This is a genomic window from Rahnella sp. RcJ3 (assembly GCF_009498575.1).
Taxonomy (GTDB): domain Bacteria; phylum Pseudomonadota; class Gammaproteobacteria; order Enterobacterales; family Enterobacteriaceae; genus Rahnella; species Rahnella aceris.
Genome location: NZ_QSNX01000004.1, coordinates 202332 through 216939, shown reverse-complemented (window position 1 = coordinate 216939; position 14608 = coordinate 202332). Strand labels below are relative to the sequence as shown.

Genomic DNA, 14608 nt, shown 5'->3' with positions numbered 1-14608 from the left:
TTCAATACACTCTATGAAATCAGTACGGTCGGGCAACCCGCAACAATGGTTCCGCCATGCGCTGTGCTGTCGCCCATCCGCGCTGCGGGTTTACCGCCAATCAGCACTTTCGTGCTGCCCATGATGACCGAATCCGGTGGTCCGACGCACACTGCCATCGAGCCCATAGTCGCGGCAGGCATACCTCCGATAAGTACGGTCGGCGTACCGGGAGTGGTCACCGGTCCGCCAACGTGTGGGATCGGGGGTAAGCCGGGTGTCACCATCGGGCAAACATGCATATCGCCAACGCGAGCAGCGGGCTGTCCCATCAGTAACCTCCCCCGGCAGCGTGCCACTCAGAAAGCAATGTCTGTGCTCCCTTAAGTGGCGCATCTTCCGCCGCGATCGCCACGCTGAGCAATTTCAACGCACAATGGAGCATCAGACGGGACAAATGGGGTTCTGGGTACACCGCATCGAACTCTGCGGGTGTCATGCTGCCTTGCATCCAGAACAGTGACAGGCCGAGCGCGCCAACGGGGGTATCAAACCCGAGCTGTTCTGCCTGCTGGAAAATACGGAAACGCCGGTCATCATCAGGATTTGCCAGCCACTGATGGATTTCACTGGCACATTGCTGCATCGCGGGTTCCTGTGATTCAGGGCGGGCCAGCGCCTTTTGCAGCGTCCATGCCAACAGTTTCTCCTGCACAGAATCAGCCGCCACGCTTGCCAGCGCATCTTCCCAGCGTTCTGCGATCATCAGTTGCGCTGCGTTTTCAGCGCCGTTTTGCAGCGGGTTGTAAGCAGCAAGCGCTTCCGGCGTGAGCAGTTTTTCTTTCATGTTATTCATTTCCTCAGCCAATCATCGTCACGCCGCCCTTGATCTGGGTCATACCACTACCCTGAACAGTGACCATCGCACCTTTAAGTTCTGCCGTGCCCTTCCCTTCAATTTTGATCGTGGTGCCGCTCAGCGTAATGCCGGAAGGAGAAAGAGTAATTTTGCTGCTACCGACTTTTAATTCGATAGACTGGGTCGATTCAATAACGCAGGCTTTGTCCGCTTTGACCGTGCTACCGCCACCACTGATGTTTAGCTGATGGTTACCGCTGGTCAGGCTTTCCTGCAAATTGCCTTTAATATCCAGGGCATAATCGCCCTGTTTGAGCGTCAGGCTTTCATTACCTTTGCTTAACTCGGTCGTGCGGTTCTCACCAATGGTTTCAGTGACGTTTTTGGTAATACGGGTGGTGACGTCGTTTTTCACCGTCAGCAGCAGATCTTTTTGCGAGGTGATGACCAGACGCTCTTCGCCTTTTTTATCGTCGAAGCGCAACTCATGGCCTTCTTCAACATTGCCGTTGAGGGAGCTGCGTGAAACGAATCCGGCGTGATTTTTCTCCTCAGGCAGGCTCAGCGGCGGTTTGTTTTGCCCGTTGTATACCGAGCCGGTCACCAGAGGATAATCAGGGTTGCCATGCACAAAGCTGACCGTAACTTCGCTGTTGACGCGAGGCAGGAACATGGCGCCGAAACGGCCACCCGCCCACGGCTGCGAAACCCGCACCCAGCAGGAACTGCCATCGTCATGTTTGTTTTCGCGATCCCACGGGAACTGAATTTTGATGCGGCCATATTCGTCCGTGTGGACTTCTTCTGATTTTGGCCCGACAACGATGGCGGTCAGAATACCGGCGATTTCAGGTTGTCTGGTGAGGCACGGCGGACGCCAGGAAAGGCTGTCTTTCAACACAGTGAGCGCGTAGCCAAAATCAGGCTGCCCGTCATCAATGTTGCTTGATGCATGCATATGAACCGACTTGATTCGGTAGTTTCCCCGACAGGAAGGATGTCCGCTCAGAAGGAATTTATCGCCACAGCCTAGCCACCACACGCTGGCTTCGGCGTAAAACTGCTGGTTATCGGCCTCAAGCTGTTCCATCTTCAGCCGGGCTTCTGATTGCAGTAATTCGCGTTTTTCATGGCCGTGCGCGTCCACGTAGCTGACGCCGGGCACGGAATATTCCGCTTCCACGGCTTTCGATTCGCCCTCCACACTGGCTGCCTGCACAATGTTAAAACCTTTGAGCATCACGGAAGAGGCCGCCAGTGAAGAACTGGCCACCCAGTTCAGGATACCGACGCCATCGCCTCGCCCCTGCAGTGGCATAAAGGGTAACTCCGCCGTTTTGCCAGACTGATGGCTGGACGGATGATCGGCCAGTACCAGCGTGTGTTGCCCGGCATCATGCTGGAAGAAGTAATAGATCCCTTCCTGCTCAAGAAGGCGGCTAATGAAGTCAAAATCGGATTCGCGATACTGAATGCAGTATTCACGCGGCTGATAAGTCGCACGCAGACGCAAATCAATGTGGCTGATGTTCTGCTGGCGCAGCAGCTTGCACACTAAATCCGGTACGGTAATATTCTGGAAAACCGCCAGGTTACGTCCGAGACGCAACAATGCCATGCGCGGTTCCAGCGTACCGGTGAAGGTACTGATACCATCGACATTATTGTCTTCTTTAATCTGTGTCAGCACACCATGCACGTAGCGCTTTTGGTTGCCACGACCAATCTCACAGGCCATTTCATGCCCCAGAAAACGCCCCATCTGCGGAGTTATTAACGACGTGCGAAACTGGACCTGATAGCTGAAGGTGTCAGAGAATTGTTCATCGCCCTCGATATACATCAGCGTCAGTGAATCAGCGGCATCGCCAACGAAGCGGATAAACCGGTTGTCTTGTCCTGCTACTTTCGACATTTTTTATTTTCCTTCCCGGCAGACGGGTAAACGAATTTTATGCTGGCCTGCTCCCTCGGAGGCCCCGAGACAAATATCCAGCCCGAGTTGCCCGCACCCCAACGAGGTAACGACGTTCGTGGTATTTTCGATCAGCAGATCAATATCAAAATCCAGACCCGGACCAACGTATTCACGCAGATGCGACCACAGATTTTGGTAGTGCTTGCCCTTTGGCAAAAAAAGACCGGCGTTTTTCATCGGCACCGGTCCCAGTGTCACCGTAAAATGTGATTGCCGATCCCAGTACACGCTGCCCAGCATGGGAGCAGCGGCCAGCGTATGTGACGGTTCTCCCAGCCGGCAACACTGGGCCGGGTCCATGACCTGCCATCCGCCGGTAAAAGGCGTGACTTTCGCCGCCACGGAAAAGCGGTGTTTTAACCAGGTTTCAACGTTGAGCATTGAGCGCACTGAATGCGCAAATAAATCAGCAAACTGCTCCTGCTGCAGAGATGGCGCACTGTTTGCCACGCCGGATAACGCACGGATTGCCTGACTCAGCGGCCGTGTTGCACTGAATTCTGCCATGGCGTAATAGTGATATTTCTGCCAGGCGAGATAGCGCAGGCTATGTAGCCGGTGGTTAAAAATGTCCAAAAAAGCTTTGGCAGTTTTGTCCCCATGGCGGTAATAGCGGTCGATCATCCACTCGGTGTATACCGTGGGTAACGCGCCCAGCGCCCCCGTCAGTCCCTGGGCGGCCACTTCAACTTGCCAGCGCTGCTGATCCAGCGGAGTTACCGACGTAATGTCACCTTTCGGCGCATCCAGCGAGAGCGGTGAAATGAAATCAAGTTGCGCTTCGAGCACCTGTTTGCTGTCTTTTCCCTGTGCTCTGGTCAGACTGCGTAACATCAGCCGCACCTGTTGGAAAAAGTTATGCGGACTGAGGATTTTGCTTAGATCCATGACAGCCTTCCTGCCCGCACAGGCCACGTCCGTGGAGTTTCACCCGGTGAGTCAATGCAGGTGATTACACGGGTGAAACTGTTGACCGGTGCGTACAACGCCAGGAAACAATCAATAAAGCGACACAGCAGGAAGTACTCAACTTCTTCGGCCGCTTCGCTGGCAAAGGTTATGCGGATCTCCATCCCCCGCGCCATGGAACGGGGATCCAAAGGCGCCAGCCGGGTAACGACCGGGCCAGACTCGACATGCAGGATCAGGTTGATCAAGCGGGTAATGCCCGGATTATCGACAAAGTTGTAAAGCGCCAGTGATTCCCTGAGTACACGGGCGCCTTCCGGCCCACTGATCAACATATGGTTGAGCGAAAGCTGAGAAATCAAACGCCAGCGCGTAGCCTGCTTAGCCGGTGGCCTGACCGGCAGCGTCGGGCGTGTCAGCGCAATAATTTTCATGCCCGCAATCGGCAGCTCTGATTCGAAATCGCCTTCAGGAGCGCCGTTGCGCATGGCTGCGGGAATCTCACGATTGGTGCAGGTCAGGTTCATGCTGACAATGTCGCAACCGGGCGCTAACGGGCTTTCTCCCCGGTCAGAAAAAGCGATAAATAACGATGTGGCGACACCGTCATTTTGCATGGTTTCGCGGCGCATACATTGCCAGAACAAACCGGTTTCACCGTCACTGGCGGAATGGTCCAAACCAAACAATGGATAAACAGGCCGGGACTGTGTTTCATTGCCCAGTTTGCGCATCGCCGAAACGCCGTCTACAGACCAGACTTCCATCGCATCCTGGTGACGAATGTCAGGGATAACCGGATATTCCGCCGTTTCGTGATCAGGTGAAATCGGTTCGGCCCGATGGGCGAAAAGATTAACAGCAGGCGTGCAGTTGAGCAGAAACAGGTTTTCGTTCACCGCACCAGCTATTTTCTCCAACTGACGCGCTATCATGCAGCGGTTGAATTTCACCACCAGTGAAAGCTCGCTTTGACTGCCCGCCACCATGCCAGCAGGCAACGGCATATCAATAAAATGAAACTTTTGCGGGAAGTAAAAATAGTCCTGCAACAGGCTGTGAGTGGGCGAAACCCGTGAATCACCCGCAAGCAAGCCTTCATTTTCACCGAAGCCTGCGGCACGTATAGTTTGCGGCGACAGCGTATGACTCTGCCCTTGCTGGAAAACTGTCAGTGACTCAACTTCGCTGCACAGCAAGGTATAAAGAATGTTGACGATGCGACTGGCGCCGCTGAGATGCAACCTCAGGGAATCCGCCGCCAGTGTGGCACCGGGCCAGACCGATAATTGTATTTTCAGACTCCAGCTCATGTCATCGGCATCCAGATGCAGGCTGACGTTATGCAGACTGACAGGTTGAAGCGTAACCGGATAAGTGGTGCGAAAACGGCAGACCTGTCCGTTCACCGGACGGGAAAATAATGCTGTTCCGGCGTCAATGCGGTTACTGGCTGTCAGCGCACTGACTTTGATATCTGGCTGCATTTGTACGACGCAAACCGAAGGAAAAGGACGCAAAAATTGCGGAGCCAACACCGTCAGCAATGCATCAGTCACTTCCGGCATATCCTCATCGAGACGTTGCTGAATCTGCGCCGTGACCAGCGCAAAGGACTCAATAATTCGCTCAATATGCGGATCTTCTGACGTACCTTCTGACATTCCTAAGCGTCTGGCGACTTTTGGAAAATGGCGGGCAAACGCCTTTCCCTGCGTTTTGAGGTAAGCGAGTTCATTCTGATAATAAGAAATTAATTTTTTCGCCAACATTATAAATACTCGTTAATCACGCAGAGAAAATTGACTGATGACATCGTCCCACATTAGACGGTAGCGAACTTCACCATTGAATGTTTCAGCATTAATAATGAATGAACAAAGACTTCCCAGTTCTTCACCGGGGGTCACGCAGACGTTTTTCAATCTTGGTTCAAAGCGTTGTAATGCCATTTCAATACGTGATTGCATAATGGCATTGCGCTCAAGACGAGGCGTATCACTGGAAAAAACGTCACTGACTCCATAATTAAGTATCGACTCATTAATCAGTGGAATATTATCAATGCGGTAACTTCGGGGGCGTGAAGACAAAAGCAGCAATATTTCGTCAATGAGTGTGCTGCTTTTGTCTTCTTCCTCAATAAGGTCATTTTGATCTTTTGGGTTATTGTCAGATAATTGCTGTAATAAGCTCTTCATCAATAAGCCTTAATACAGTGCACGCTTACAGCGTGCACTGTTTTTTTAAAAATTACAGCTTAGTGTTCTCAACCAGATTCCAGCCCACAGGACCTTGTTTGCTGGTTTTACCGTCTGGCTCAACCATATTAGTTTCGAATGTCATCTGACCAAATACAAAGCTCAGATTTTCACTCGGAACGTCCCCTTCTGAATAAGCGTTGAAATTGTAGCTGTTCAGTACACAGTTTTTATAGGTCAGCTTGAGTGCTTCAACCAGTTTCTCACCCTGGAACAATGCTTTAACAATAACAATTTGCTTAACATTGCTGCCTTGCGCAACCATATTGGATAACTGAGTAGAGGTAGTATCCATTACTTTTGAAAATGAAATTGCATCAAAGTTGACGCCATCGCTGTTTACCTGACCGCTAGCATTATCAATTTTAGCTGAGCAGTAAACACCGAAATTCATATTCTCAACGGCAATCCAACCTTCATAACCTTTATTACTTACAGTGCCTTTAATACCATCAATTTGCATGAAAAGCGATTCAGTGGCCATTTTATATCCTTATTTTTACGATTAAGTATTTATGCACCCGTCGATGCAGGAAGTTCCGCTACCAGACGCAGCGACATGCTGAGTCCTTCAAGCTGGAAATGCGGTTTTAAATACGCAACGGCGCGATAACTGCCCGGAGAACCTGGTACATCAACAACTTCGACCACAGCCTCACGTAACGGATGGCTTGCTTTAATCGTTGGTCCTACATTATCTGAACCCACAACATATTGGTTGATCCAGTTCTGCAGGAAATTCTGGCATTCAGATTTGGACATGAAGCTGCCCACTTTATCGCGCACGATGGATTTTAGATAATGAGCAAAGCGCGACGTTGTCATAATATATTGCAACTGACTTGACAATTTGGCGTTAGCATTCGCCAGCTCAGAATCGTATTTACGCGGTTTATTGGTCGACTGCACAGCGAAGAACGCCGCGTAATCTGTACCTTTGCAATAAATGAGCGGAATAAAACCAAGCTCAGCTAACTCTTTTTCGCGACGGTCAGAAATTGCCACTTCTGTCGGGCATTGCATGACCTTTTCGCCGGTCTGCGAAATGTAATTGTAGGTCGGCAGTGACTTCACCAAACCGCCGCCTTCAACACCACGGATCGCCGCACACCAGCCGTGTTCCTCAAACGCCTCGACCATACGGCCCGCTAAATCATAAGCCGCGTTGACCCATAAATAGCTGGCTCCTTCATTATTTTCATCAATTTTTTCTTCGAAATTAAACGCGTCTACGGATACAGTTTTTGCACCGTAAGGCAGACGGCCGATAACACGTGGCAGCGTTAAGCCGACATAACGTGAGTCGTCACTCTGACGGAAGGATTTCCAGCGGGCGTAGTCAGAGGTTTCAAACAGTTTGCCCAGATCACGCGGACGCGGCATTTCGGAGAACGATCCCATCGCAAACATGCCAGGGTTCGCAGCACTCAGGAATGGCGCGTGGGCGGCGGCGGCAACATGTGAAATCTGTTCCAGCAGTTGCACATCTTCCGGCATACAGTCGAATTCAAAATCCCCCACAAAAGCAGAGTAAGGGTCACCGCCAAAGGTACCGTATTCGCTTTCATAAATGCTTTTGAATAATGAAGACTGATCAAAGTCAGAGGCGGATTTAAAATCACGCAGCAGCTCTTTCTTCGTGCAGTTAAAGACACGCACTTTGGTGTTTTCCGTGACGCTGCTTTGCACCAGTTTGTGCAAACCACGCCAGGAAGATTCCATACGCTGGAATTCAGGTGCCTGAATAATTTTGCTGACCTGAGAAGACAGCAGTTCATCGATGGCGGCAATGCGTGCTTCGATGCTACCCACCAGATCATTGGAAACAATGACCGCACCTGATGCCACTTCCGACAGGAAGTTATCCAACTGGCTTTTTACTTTATTACGATCGGATTCCCGGCGGATGGCCTGAGTATTATCGATAATTTGATCGAGATAATCACCGGACTGCTCAGCTTGAGCTGAAGCATTCATGACCTGGATATCGCTCATTCTACTTCCCCTTTGGCAGGTTCTGCGTCTTTCGCCATACCCTCTAATAATTCAACCAGTTGCTCTTTCAGACGGTCATTGCTCGCAGTTCTGTTGCGCAAATCACTCAGTTGCTCGCGTAATTCAAGAAGTTTGCGCAACGGTTCCACCTGCATCGCCACGTTTTCAGGAGAGAAGTCATCCATAGAGTTGAATTCCAGTGCAATAGCCATCTGGCCTTCTTTTTCTGGCAACGTACTTTCCACCAGCATGTCCACAGCCGGCTTCATTCCTTCCATGACATTATTAAAGTTGTCTTTATCAATGTGCGTAAAACGACGGTCGCGCAGTGGCAAATCATCTTTAGCAAAATTCCCGATAACCCCCATCACCAGAGGTAATTCTTTTTTGGATTCAGCACCGCCAACTTCAACGTCGTACGTAATTTGAACGCGAGGGGGACGCGCTTTGCTCAATTTATATTGTGTATTACTCACGGATAAATCACCATAATGTTTAAAAGAGAGAATTAATATGGCCGTGATAATAAACAGTAATTATAGATTTTCACATATCCGATTGCTTACTAATACATTTACCTTTGCTAAAGTATTTTATTTTTTTCATAAAAAATAACAATATACAGGGTTATTTTAATTATTTGTAAATGAAAAAATAGAATCTATCGAGATTAGATTTTAATATTTATAATAAGGAATGCTTGAATTTTTTATAAAAACAAGAAATACCACGAAATATTAAATGATAATTATTTTTACATTTCATTTTTGACATTCTCCATTCAACTCTTTTTTAAAGAAATAGTATGTGATAGGACCTGCAATGATAATTGTTTTCACGCCATACAAGGGTACGCATAACTTCACAACCTGTACCTGTACCTTCATCATCACATTCAGAATGCGGCGTCACTGGAGATCTTCGGCCTGGTGACGTTCGGTACTGTCCTGAAACAGTTAGATTTTCTGAATAAATCATACTCACTCTACATCGTTATGATGATTGATGTTTTTGATGCTTCTCATCGTAATTTTCATCACTTTGCGGGCATTTTGAACAAATATAGCCCGTGCTAACATTCTTAACCAACACTATAACATACTGAAAATAAAGGTTTTTCTATTTTGTTTTTTGTGGCAGACTGCGCATCTCAATTAATAAATAGCCTTTGGGATTACCGAAGGCCTGACTGGTCCGTTTTATGCAACTTTATACCATCCTCATTCTGGCGTTCGGTATGTCCATGGATGCCTTCGCAGCCGCTATTGGCAAAGGTGCCTCTCTGCACCGGCCACCGCTAAAAGAGGCGTTACGCACAGGGCTTATTTTTGGCGTAATTGAAGCGATTACACCGGTGATCGGATGGGGAATTGGTCTGGCGGCCAGCCAGTTTATTATGAGCTGGGATCACTGGGTGGCATTCACCCTGCTGCTGATCCTTGGTATCCGCATGATTGCGGAAGCCTTCAGGAAAGATAAATTGGAAGAAGATACGCAGGCACCACGTCGTCACGGTTTCTGGGTACTGGTCACTGCAGCTGTCGCGACCAGTCTGGATGCAATGGCTGTGGGCGTCGGTCTGGCCTTTCTTCAGGTGAATATTCTGGTGATGGCGCTGACTATTGGTGCCGCCACCACTATCATGGCGACATCCGGTATGTTGCTTGGCCGGTTTCTCGGTGCCGCGATGGGCAAATGGGCTGAAATTCTGGGTGGTGTGGTGCTGATTGGTATCGGTACATCAATTCTCATCGAGCATCTTGGTCTGCTCGGTTGAGTCCTCATCCAGCGAAGCTATTTTTTATAGTGCCGACTAACAGGCTACTTTTCGATTCCTCAGATAATTTATGTTTGAGATTATCTTCGCGCACAAAATCGATAAACGCCTGTAATGGCGCGGGGATCAGACGCCGGTCATTGTAGTAAAGATATGGCCCGGAAAACGACAGCCACCATGGTTGCAAGATAGCCTCCAGTTTGCCGCTGGCAATGGCAGGCCGCAGCCATTCTTCGAACAGATAGATAATACCCGCACCCGCCACCGCCGTTTCTACCGCCAGATCCACCGCGCCCCCTACACTCACCACCAGCGGGCCGCTGACCTGAACGCTGAGGCTTTCGCCCTCATGTTCGAACTCCCAGTCCGGCATAATCCCGCTGGCATAGCGACCACGCAGGCATCGGTGTTGTATCAGATCCCGCGGATGCGATGGCCGTCCATGCACATTCAGGTAATCAGGGGAGGCCGCCGCCGCATAACGCTGACGGCGCGGTCCGATGGGGATCGCCACCATGTCCTGCTCGAGACGTTCGTCGTAACGAATACCGGCATCGCAGCCATCACGAAATACATCCTGCACGTTACTTTCAGCAATGATTTCCAGCTGGATATCGGGGTAACGCCGGAGAAATTCGGGCACAAGTGCAGGCAAAACCAGCCGGGTTGCGCTGACCGGCACATTCAGCCGCAGTGTACCGCCGGGCGTATTGCGATAACGGTTGAGAGCATCGAGTGCCGCATCCACTTCATTCATGGCCGGGAGCAACCGCTCGAGCAGCGCCCTGCCCGCTTCGGTCAACACCACCGCCCGCGTTGTGCGGTGAAATAAGCGAATGCCCAGTTGTTGTTCGGCCCGGCGCACAGCATCGCTCAGCCGGGATGCATTACTGCCTGTGACGCGTGCCGCTTCACGAAATCCTCCGGCTTTGGCCACTTCTACCACTGCGTGCAACAGCGCGATATCCATCGGCATTGTGCGTCACCCTGTACAGTTACTTCTGATTTAACCGGATAGTTGCACACTCACAACATCGCGACAATCATTTGATTGATCCCGAGTGACACACAGAGAATCGCGGTATTAATTAAACCGAAAGCTCCTCACGAAATACTAACGATCTTTAACACAATCTTTCCTTTACGCTGACGTTATGCGTGGAACTAACTTTTTAGGATTAAGTCTACCTTAGCAGTAAATTTCATTATGTCTTTATGACGGCCCTTTAATAGAACACCCGCATGATGATAATGAAGTTTATATATAATGATAAGAGTCAGGCATAAAGTTACATTCTTGATGACAGTGTATTTAATGAGGAAAGAAATGAAAATATTAATAATCAGACGGGAAAACATTGGTGATCTTATCCTTACAACCCCGCTGATTTCTATGCTGGCGAAAAATCATCACGTCGATGTGCTGGTTAATTCTTACAACAAACAGGTTCTTGAAGGTAATCCCGGCGTCAGTAAAGTTCATCATTATACTAAACTGCATCATGAAGGATCTTACACTCAAAAGATAAAAGCCATTTTACGCCGTGTAGTCACCACTTTGGCTATTCGGAAAGAAGGTTATGATGTAGCTATTGTGGCAGGGAACTGGAATAAAAGACCTTTGCGATGGGCAACATTATCACGGGCCAAACGAATCATCGCGATAGGAAGTGATTCGCCAGACTCTGTCACCGATAAAATACCTTATATGCGGGATGGCATGCATATGGTTGAACAGATGGCTGAACTCGCCAGGCCTTTAAATTGTCACGCCAAACCGGGGAAACTGGCTTTATGGGTGACAAAATCTGAAAAAGAACTGGCAGCTCACAAAATAAAAAACACTTACAATATGCCCTTATATGGTTTGCAGATCAGCGCCCGAAAAGAAAAACAACGCTGGCCCGTTGAGAATTATATCGAAATCGCGCACAGACTGGCGCGTGACGAACCTTGCAAAATTATTCTTTTCTGGTCGCCAGGTTCAGAAGATAACTTGTGTCATCCCGGGGATGACCAGAAAGCGCAGTACATCATCAACGCCTGCAAAGATATTATTATGGTTCCTTTCGATACCGTAAATATTCGTGAACTTATGGCCGGAATGTCTCTGTGCCACCAGATAATCACCAGCGATGGCGGTGCATTGCACATTGCAGCGGGTGTGGGAAAACCAGTGGTAGCGCTTTTTGGTAACAGTGATCCGCAGGTCTGGGGGCCATGGAAAGTGCCGTGCAGAATCATTGCTGCTGCAGACGAAGAGGTTTCTCATATTTCAACCGATGAAGTTTATAACAATTTCGTTGCACTGAGAGATGAAGTGCTTACTGAAAATACAAAAAAATGAGTAACAGCCTAAAACTCTATTTGTAATTTAATGGAAAAATAGTCCCTATCATCGCGTTGCGGGTAACCTGAACAGAAATGAAAGCCATCAAGATAAAAGTAATAAAGACGATATTGCATATCTATTGTTTTTTAACGAGAAGAAAAAAATATTCGCTGGAAGAGCGTGAAACATCACCGGGTAATATTGTCATTTACTCCACTACCGCGCTGGGGGACTACCTCATGAACACACCAGCAATCATGCATTTAAAGAATAGATTTCCAGCCAGCAAAATAATACTGGTTACCAGTAAGAAAAATCACAGCCTGGTTGTGCAATATGATTGGTTTGACCATATTTATATATGGGATAATAAAGTTGTCAGAATATTACCTTTGTTATGTAAACTCAGAAAACACAAACCTGATATTTCCGTTATTTTACACGCACACTTTCCTTATGACATATTTTGTGCTGTTTTATCCGGCAGTAAAATGATTTTACGCGACCACTATGGCAGTGAGTCTCCCGAACTTAATCGTTATTTAGATCACTATTCCGGTTACTATGACGGACATACTATCCGGCGTAAATTGAAGCTACTCGAAACACTGGGAGAAAATACTGGCGACACGACAATGCATCTTCCCGTGATCAATACTCTTTTACCGCGTCAGTATTTACGCCAGCGCATTGGATTTCAGTTAGGGGCATCCAATGAGACCCGTCGCTGGCCGGTATGCTTTTTCAGTACACTCGCCTGTATGTTATTAGACAACGATCGGGATCTGGAAATCATTATCACAGGCACAACATCCGAAAAGAATCTGGCGAATGATTTCTTAAAACAATTACCCGCTCACTATCAGAACAATATATGCGTAATGTCTGGTCATACGCAGTTGACAGAATTAGTCACGCTGTTGAAAAGTCTGGATGTTCTTGTTACGGGTGACACCGGGCCGCTACATATCGCAGTGGCCGCTGGCGTAAATACAGTCAGTCTTTTTGCCACAGCCAATCCAGCCTATACCGGTCCGTGTCAGGATCCGGATAAACATATTATTTTGCACCGTCCTGATGGTGAAAAAACAGAACATCCCATGATGGCGATTCTGCCTGTTGAGGTTTACCACGCTGTCAGGGAATTGCTGGGGAGGACATATGACAGTGAATGATGTGCTGGAAGGGAAAATCATTGATTTTCTTGAACAACATAACCACCCCACCGTGTTTGGTTTTTACAATAAGGTCTGCGGGAGTGATTTTTCATTGTTAAAGCTTTCGCTGAGTGAAATACAGACGGATATCCTGATGAACGATTTTTTCATTCAGTTCAAGGTAAAACCTAAAAATTATCGCACATCCAACCATTTCCCCGAAAAAACGGGTGTTCTCGGTTCATTGATTTTTACCCTAAACCGGATGCAGGGAAAAGTGACACCCATAACCGTCAGAGCGCTGCACAATGCGGCTCTTATGGGCGTCTGGCCTGATTATCTTCAGGGCAAAAATCAATAAACAATGTCCTGTGCAGAATTCAGCGCGATAACCTTCGCCATTGTGCGCCAGTCCGTACAGTTTGTCCTGATTTCACCGGATAGTTGCACAACCTGCCCGCGGCTACAATCAGTGAACAATCACACAGGAGAATTCCATGTCACACACCTCAATGACTTACCCCCTCGGCGACAGAGAAGTGGCGCGCTTAGGTTATGGCGCAATGCAATTGGCTGGCCCCGGTGTTTTTGGCCCGATCAGCGATGAAGCACGGGGCATTCAGGTGCTGCGTGATGCCCTGGCATCTGGTGTTAATCACATCGACACCAGCGATTTTTATGGTCCGCATGAAACCAATAAGCTGATCAAAAAAGCCCTGCATCCGTATCCCGATAATCTGTGCATCGTGACAAAAGTCGGCGCACGACGTGATGAAAAAGGCGGCTGGTTACCGGCTTTCAGCCCGCAGGAACTGACGCAGGCGGTGGAAGATAACCTGCGCAATCTCGGGCTGGAGACGCTGGAAGTGGTAAATTTGCGCAGCATGCTCGATGAACGTCAGCCAAAAGAAGGATCACTGGAACCGCAGCTGGAGGCGCTGATTACGCTGAAAGAGCGCGGCCTGATCCGTCATATAGGTCTGAGCAATGTGACTGCAAAACAGGTCGCCGATGCACAGAAACTGACGAAGATCGCCTGCGTTCAGAACATGTATAACCTGGCGAACCGTCACGACGACGCGCTGGTGGATAGCCTGGCTGAACAGGAAATCGCGTATGTGCCGTTCTTCCCGCTGGGCGGTTTTTCGCCATTGCAGTCAACGCAGCTTGATGAAGTGGCGGCACAATTGCAGGCGACGCCGATGCAGGTCGCGCTGGCCTGGCTGCTCAAACGCTCGCCGAATATCTTGTTGATCCCCGGCACGTCATCGCCGCAGCATCTACAGGAAAATCTGGCCAGTGCGAAGGTGATTTTGTCCGATGAAGTGATGGAAAAACTGAACGGAATTGCGGGTTAGCTC

Annotated in this window: 15 protein-coding genes; 5 read left to right on the top strand and 10 right to left on the bottom strand. The window is 48.9% G+C overall.

Annotated elements, in window-relative coordinates; all coding sequences use genetic code 11:
• Nucleotides 1-11 precede the first annotated feature (11 nt).
• Genes DXU84_RS07465 through tssB form a run of 9 tightly spaced genes read right to left on the bottom strand, consistent with a single transcriptional unit; the run spans nt 12 to nt 8457 of the window.
• Entirely contained in the window at nt 12-311 is a 300-nt protein-coding gene (locus tag DXU84_RS07465) for a PAAR domain-containing protein (protein WP_013578181.1), read from the bottom strand.
• Nucleotides 311-826, bottom strand: a complete 516-nt coding sequence (locus DXU84_RS07460) for a hypothetical protein (RefSeq protein WP_013578180.1) — start codon at nt 824-826, stop codon at nt 311-313. The genes DXU84_RS07465 and DXU84_RS07460 overlap by 1 nt, the downstream gene beginning before the upstream one ends.
• A 13-nt stretch (nt 827-839) precedes the next feature.
• Entirely contained in the window at nt 840-2753 is a 1914-nt protein-coding gene (locus DXU84_RS07455; RefSeq protein WP_153375276.1) for a type VI secretion system Vgr family protein, read from the bottom strand.
• Nucleotides 2754-2756: 3 nt separating this feature from the next.
• Entirely contained in the window at nt 2757-3704 is a 948-nt protein-coding gene (tssG, locus tag DXU84_RS07450; RefSeq protein ID WP_013578178.1) for a type VI secretion system baseplate subunit TssG, read from the bottom strand.
• Nucleotides 3695-5497: a type VI secretion system baseplate subunit TssF gene (gene tssF / locus DXU84_RS07445; RefSeq protein WP_013578177.1), complete on the bottom strand. Its 1803-nt coding sequence runs from the start codon at nt 5495-5497 to the stop codon at nt 3695-3697. The genes tssG and tssF overlap by 10 nt, the downstream gene beginning before the upstream one ends.
• A gap of 12 nt (nt 5498-5509) precedes the next feature.
• The gene (locus tag DXU84_RS07440) at nt 5510-5926 is read right to left on the bottom strand and encodes a GPW/gp25 family protein (RefSeq protein WP_013578176.1); all 417 of its coding nucleotides are present in this window, start codon (nt 5924-5926) and stop codon (nt 5510-5512) included.
• A 52-nt stretch (nt 5927-5978) separates the two neighbouring features.
• A complete protein-coding gene (locus DXU84_RS07435; protein ID WP_013578175.1) occupies nt 5979-6470 on the bottom strand; it encodes a type VI secretion system tube protein Hcp in 492 nt (163 codons plus the stop codon).
• A gap of 29 nt (nt 6471-6499) precedes the next feature.
• Nucleotides 6500-7981, bottom strand: coding sequence for a type VI secretion system contractile sheath large subunit (gene tssC / locus DXU84_RS07430; RefSeq protein ID WP_013578174.1), 1482 nt, complete (start codon nt 7979-7981; stop codon nt 6500-6502).
• Nucleotides 7978-8457, bottom strand: a complete 480-nt coding sequence (tssB, locus tag DXU84_RS07425) for a type VI secretion system contractile sheath small subunit (protein ID WP_013578173.1) — start codon at nt 8455-8457, stop codon at nt 7978-7980. The genes tssC and tssB overlap by 4 nt, the downstream gene beginning before the upstream one ends.
• A 725-nt stretch (nt 8458-9182) precedes the next feature.
• Between tssB and mntP the strand changes: the two genes are divergently transcribed.
• A complete protein-coding gene (gene mntP / locus DXU84_RS07415; protein WP_013578172.1) occupies nt 9183-9758 on the top strand; it encodes a manganese efflux pump MntP in 576 nt (191 codons plus the stop codon).
• Nucleotides 9759-9762: 4 nt separating this feature from the next.
• Here the strand turns inward: mntP and DXU84_RS07410 are convergent, their stop codons facing one another.
• Nucleotides 9763-10734, bottom strand: coding sequence for a LysR family transcriptional regulator (locus DXU84_RS07410; RefSeq protein WP_013578171.1), 972 nt, complete (start codon nt 10732-10734; stop codon nt 9763-9765).
• A gap of 351 nt (nt 10735-11085) precedes the next feature.
• Between DXU84_RS07410 and DXU84_RS07405 the strand changes: the two genes are divergently transcribed.
• The 4 genes from DXU84_RS07405 (at nt 11086) to DXU84_RS07390 (ending at nt 14605) form a co-directional block, all read left to right on the top strand.
• Complete coding sequence (locus DXU84_RS07405) at nt 11086-12105, top strand: glycosyltransferase family 9 protein (protein ID WP_013578170.1); 1020 nt, start codon at nt 11086-11088, stop codon at nt 12103-12105.
• Between the two features lie 77 nt (nt 12106-12182).
• The gene (locus tag DXU84_RS07400) at nt 12183-13265 is read left to right on the top strand and encodes a glycosyltransferase family 9 protein (protein WP_134705363.1); all 1083 of its coding nucleotides are present in this window, start codon (nt 12183-12185) and stop codon (nt 13263-13265) included.
• On the top strand, nt 13252-13608 hold the full coding sequence (locus DXU84_RS07395; RefSeq protein WP_119262305.1) for a DUF1493 family protein: 357 nt from the start codon (nt 13252-13254) through the stop codon (nt 13606-13608). The genes DXU84_RS07400 and DXU84_RS07395 overlap by 14 nt, the downstream gene beginning before the upstream one ends.
• 136 nt (nt 13609-13744) lie before the next feature.
• Complete coding sequence (locus DXU84_RS07390) at nt 13745-14605, top strand: aldo/keto reductase family oxidoreductase (RefSeq protein WP_153375264.1); 861 nt, start codon at nt 13745-13747, stop codon at nt 14603-14605.
• Nucleotides 14606-14608: the final 3 nt, after the last annotated feature.

Coding starts and splice junctions, on each gene's coding strand:
- DXU84_RS07465 (WP_013578181.1), bottom strand. CDS start 311: ATGGGACAGCCCGCTGCTCGCGTTGGCGATATGCATGTTTGCCCGATG.
- DXU84_RS07455 (WP_153375276.1), bottom strand. CDS start 2,753: ATGTCGAAAGTAGCAGGACAAGACAACCGGTTTATCCGCTTCGTTGGC.
- DXU84_RS07440 (WP_013578176.1), bottom strand. CDS start 5,926: ATGAAGAGCTTATTACAGCAATTATCTGACAATAACCCAAAAGATCAA.
- tssF (WP_013578177.1), bottom strand. CDS start 5,497: ATGTTGGCGAAAAAATTAATTTCTTATTATCAGAATGAACTCGCTTAC.
- tssG (WP_013578178.1), bottom strand. CDS start 3,704: ATGGATCTAAGCAAAATCCTCAGTCCGCATAACTTTTTCCAACAGGTG.
- DXU84_RS07390 (WP_153375264.1), top strand. CDS start 13,745: ATGTCACACACCTCAATGACTTACCCCCTCGGCGACAGAGAAGTGGCG.
- DXU84_RS07395 (WP_119262305.1), top strand. CDS start 13,252: ATGACAGTGAATGATGTGCTGGAAGGGAAAATCATTGATTTTCTTGAA.
- tssC (WP_013578174.1), bottom strand. CDS start 7,981: ATGAGCGATATCCAGGTCATGAATGCTTCAGCTCAAGCTGAGCAGTCC.
- DXU84_RS07405 (WP_013578170.1), top strand. CDS start 11,086: ATGAAAATATTAATAATCAGACGGGAAAACATTGGTGATCTTATCCTT.
- mntP (WP_013578172.1), top strand. CDS start 9,183: ATGCAACTTTATACCATCCTCATTCTGGCGTTCGGTATGTCCATGGAT.
- DXU84_RS07460 (WP_013578180.1), bottom strand. CDS start 826: ATGAAAGAAAAACTGCTCACGCCGGAAGCGCTTGCTGCTTACAACCCG.
- DXU84_RS07400 (WP_134705363.1), top strand. CDS start 12,183: ATGAAAGCCATCAAGATAAAAGTAATAAAGACGATATTGCATATCTAT.
- DXU84_RS07435 (WP_013578175.1), bottom strand. CDS start 6,470: ATGGCCACTGAATCGCTTTTCATGCAAATTGATGGTATTAAAGGCACT.
- DXU84_RS07410 (WP_013578171.1), bottom strand. CDS start 10,734: ATGCCGATGGATATCGCGCTGTTGCACGCAGTGGTAGAAGTGGCCAAA.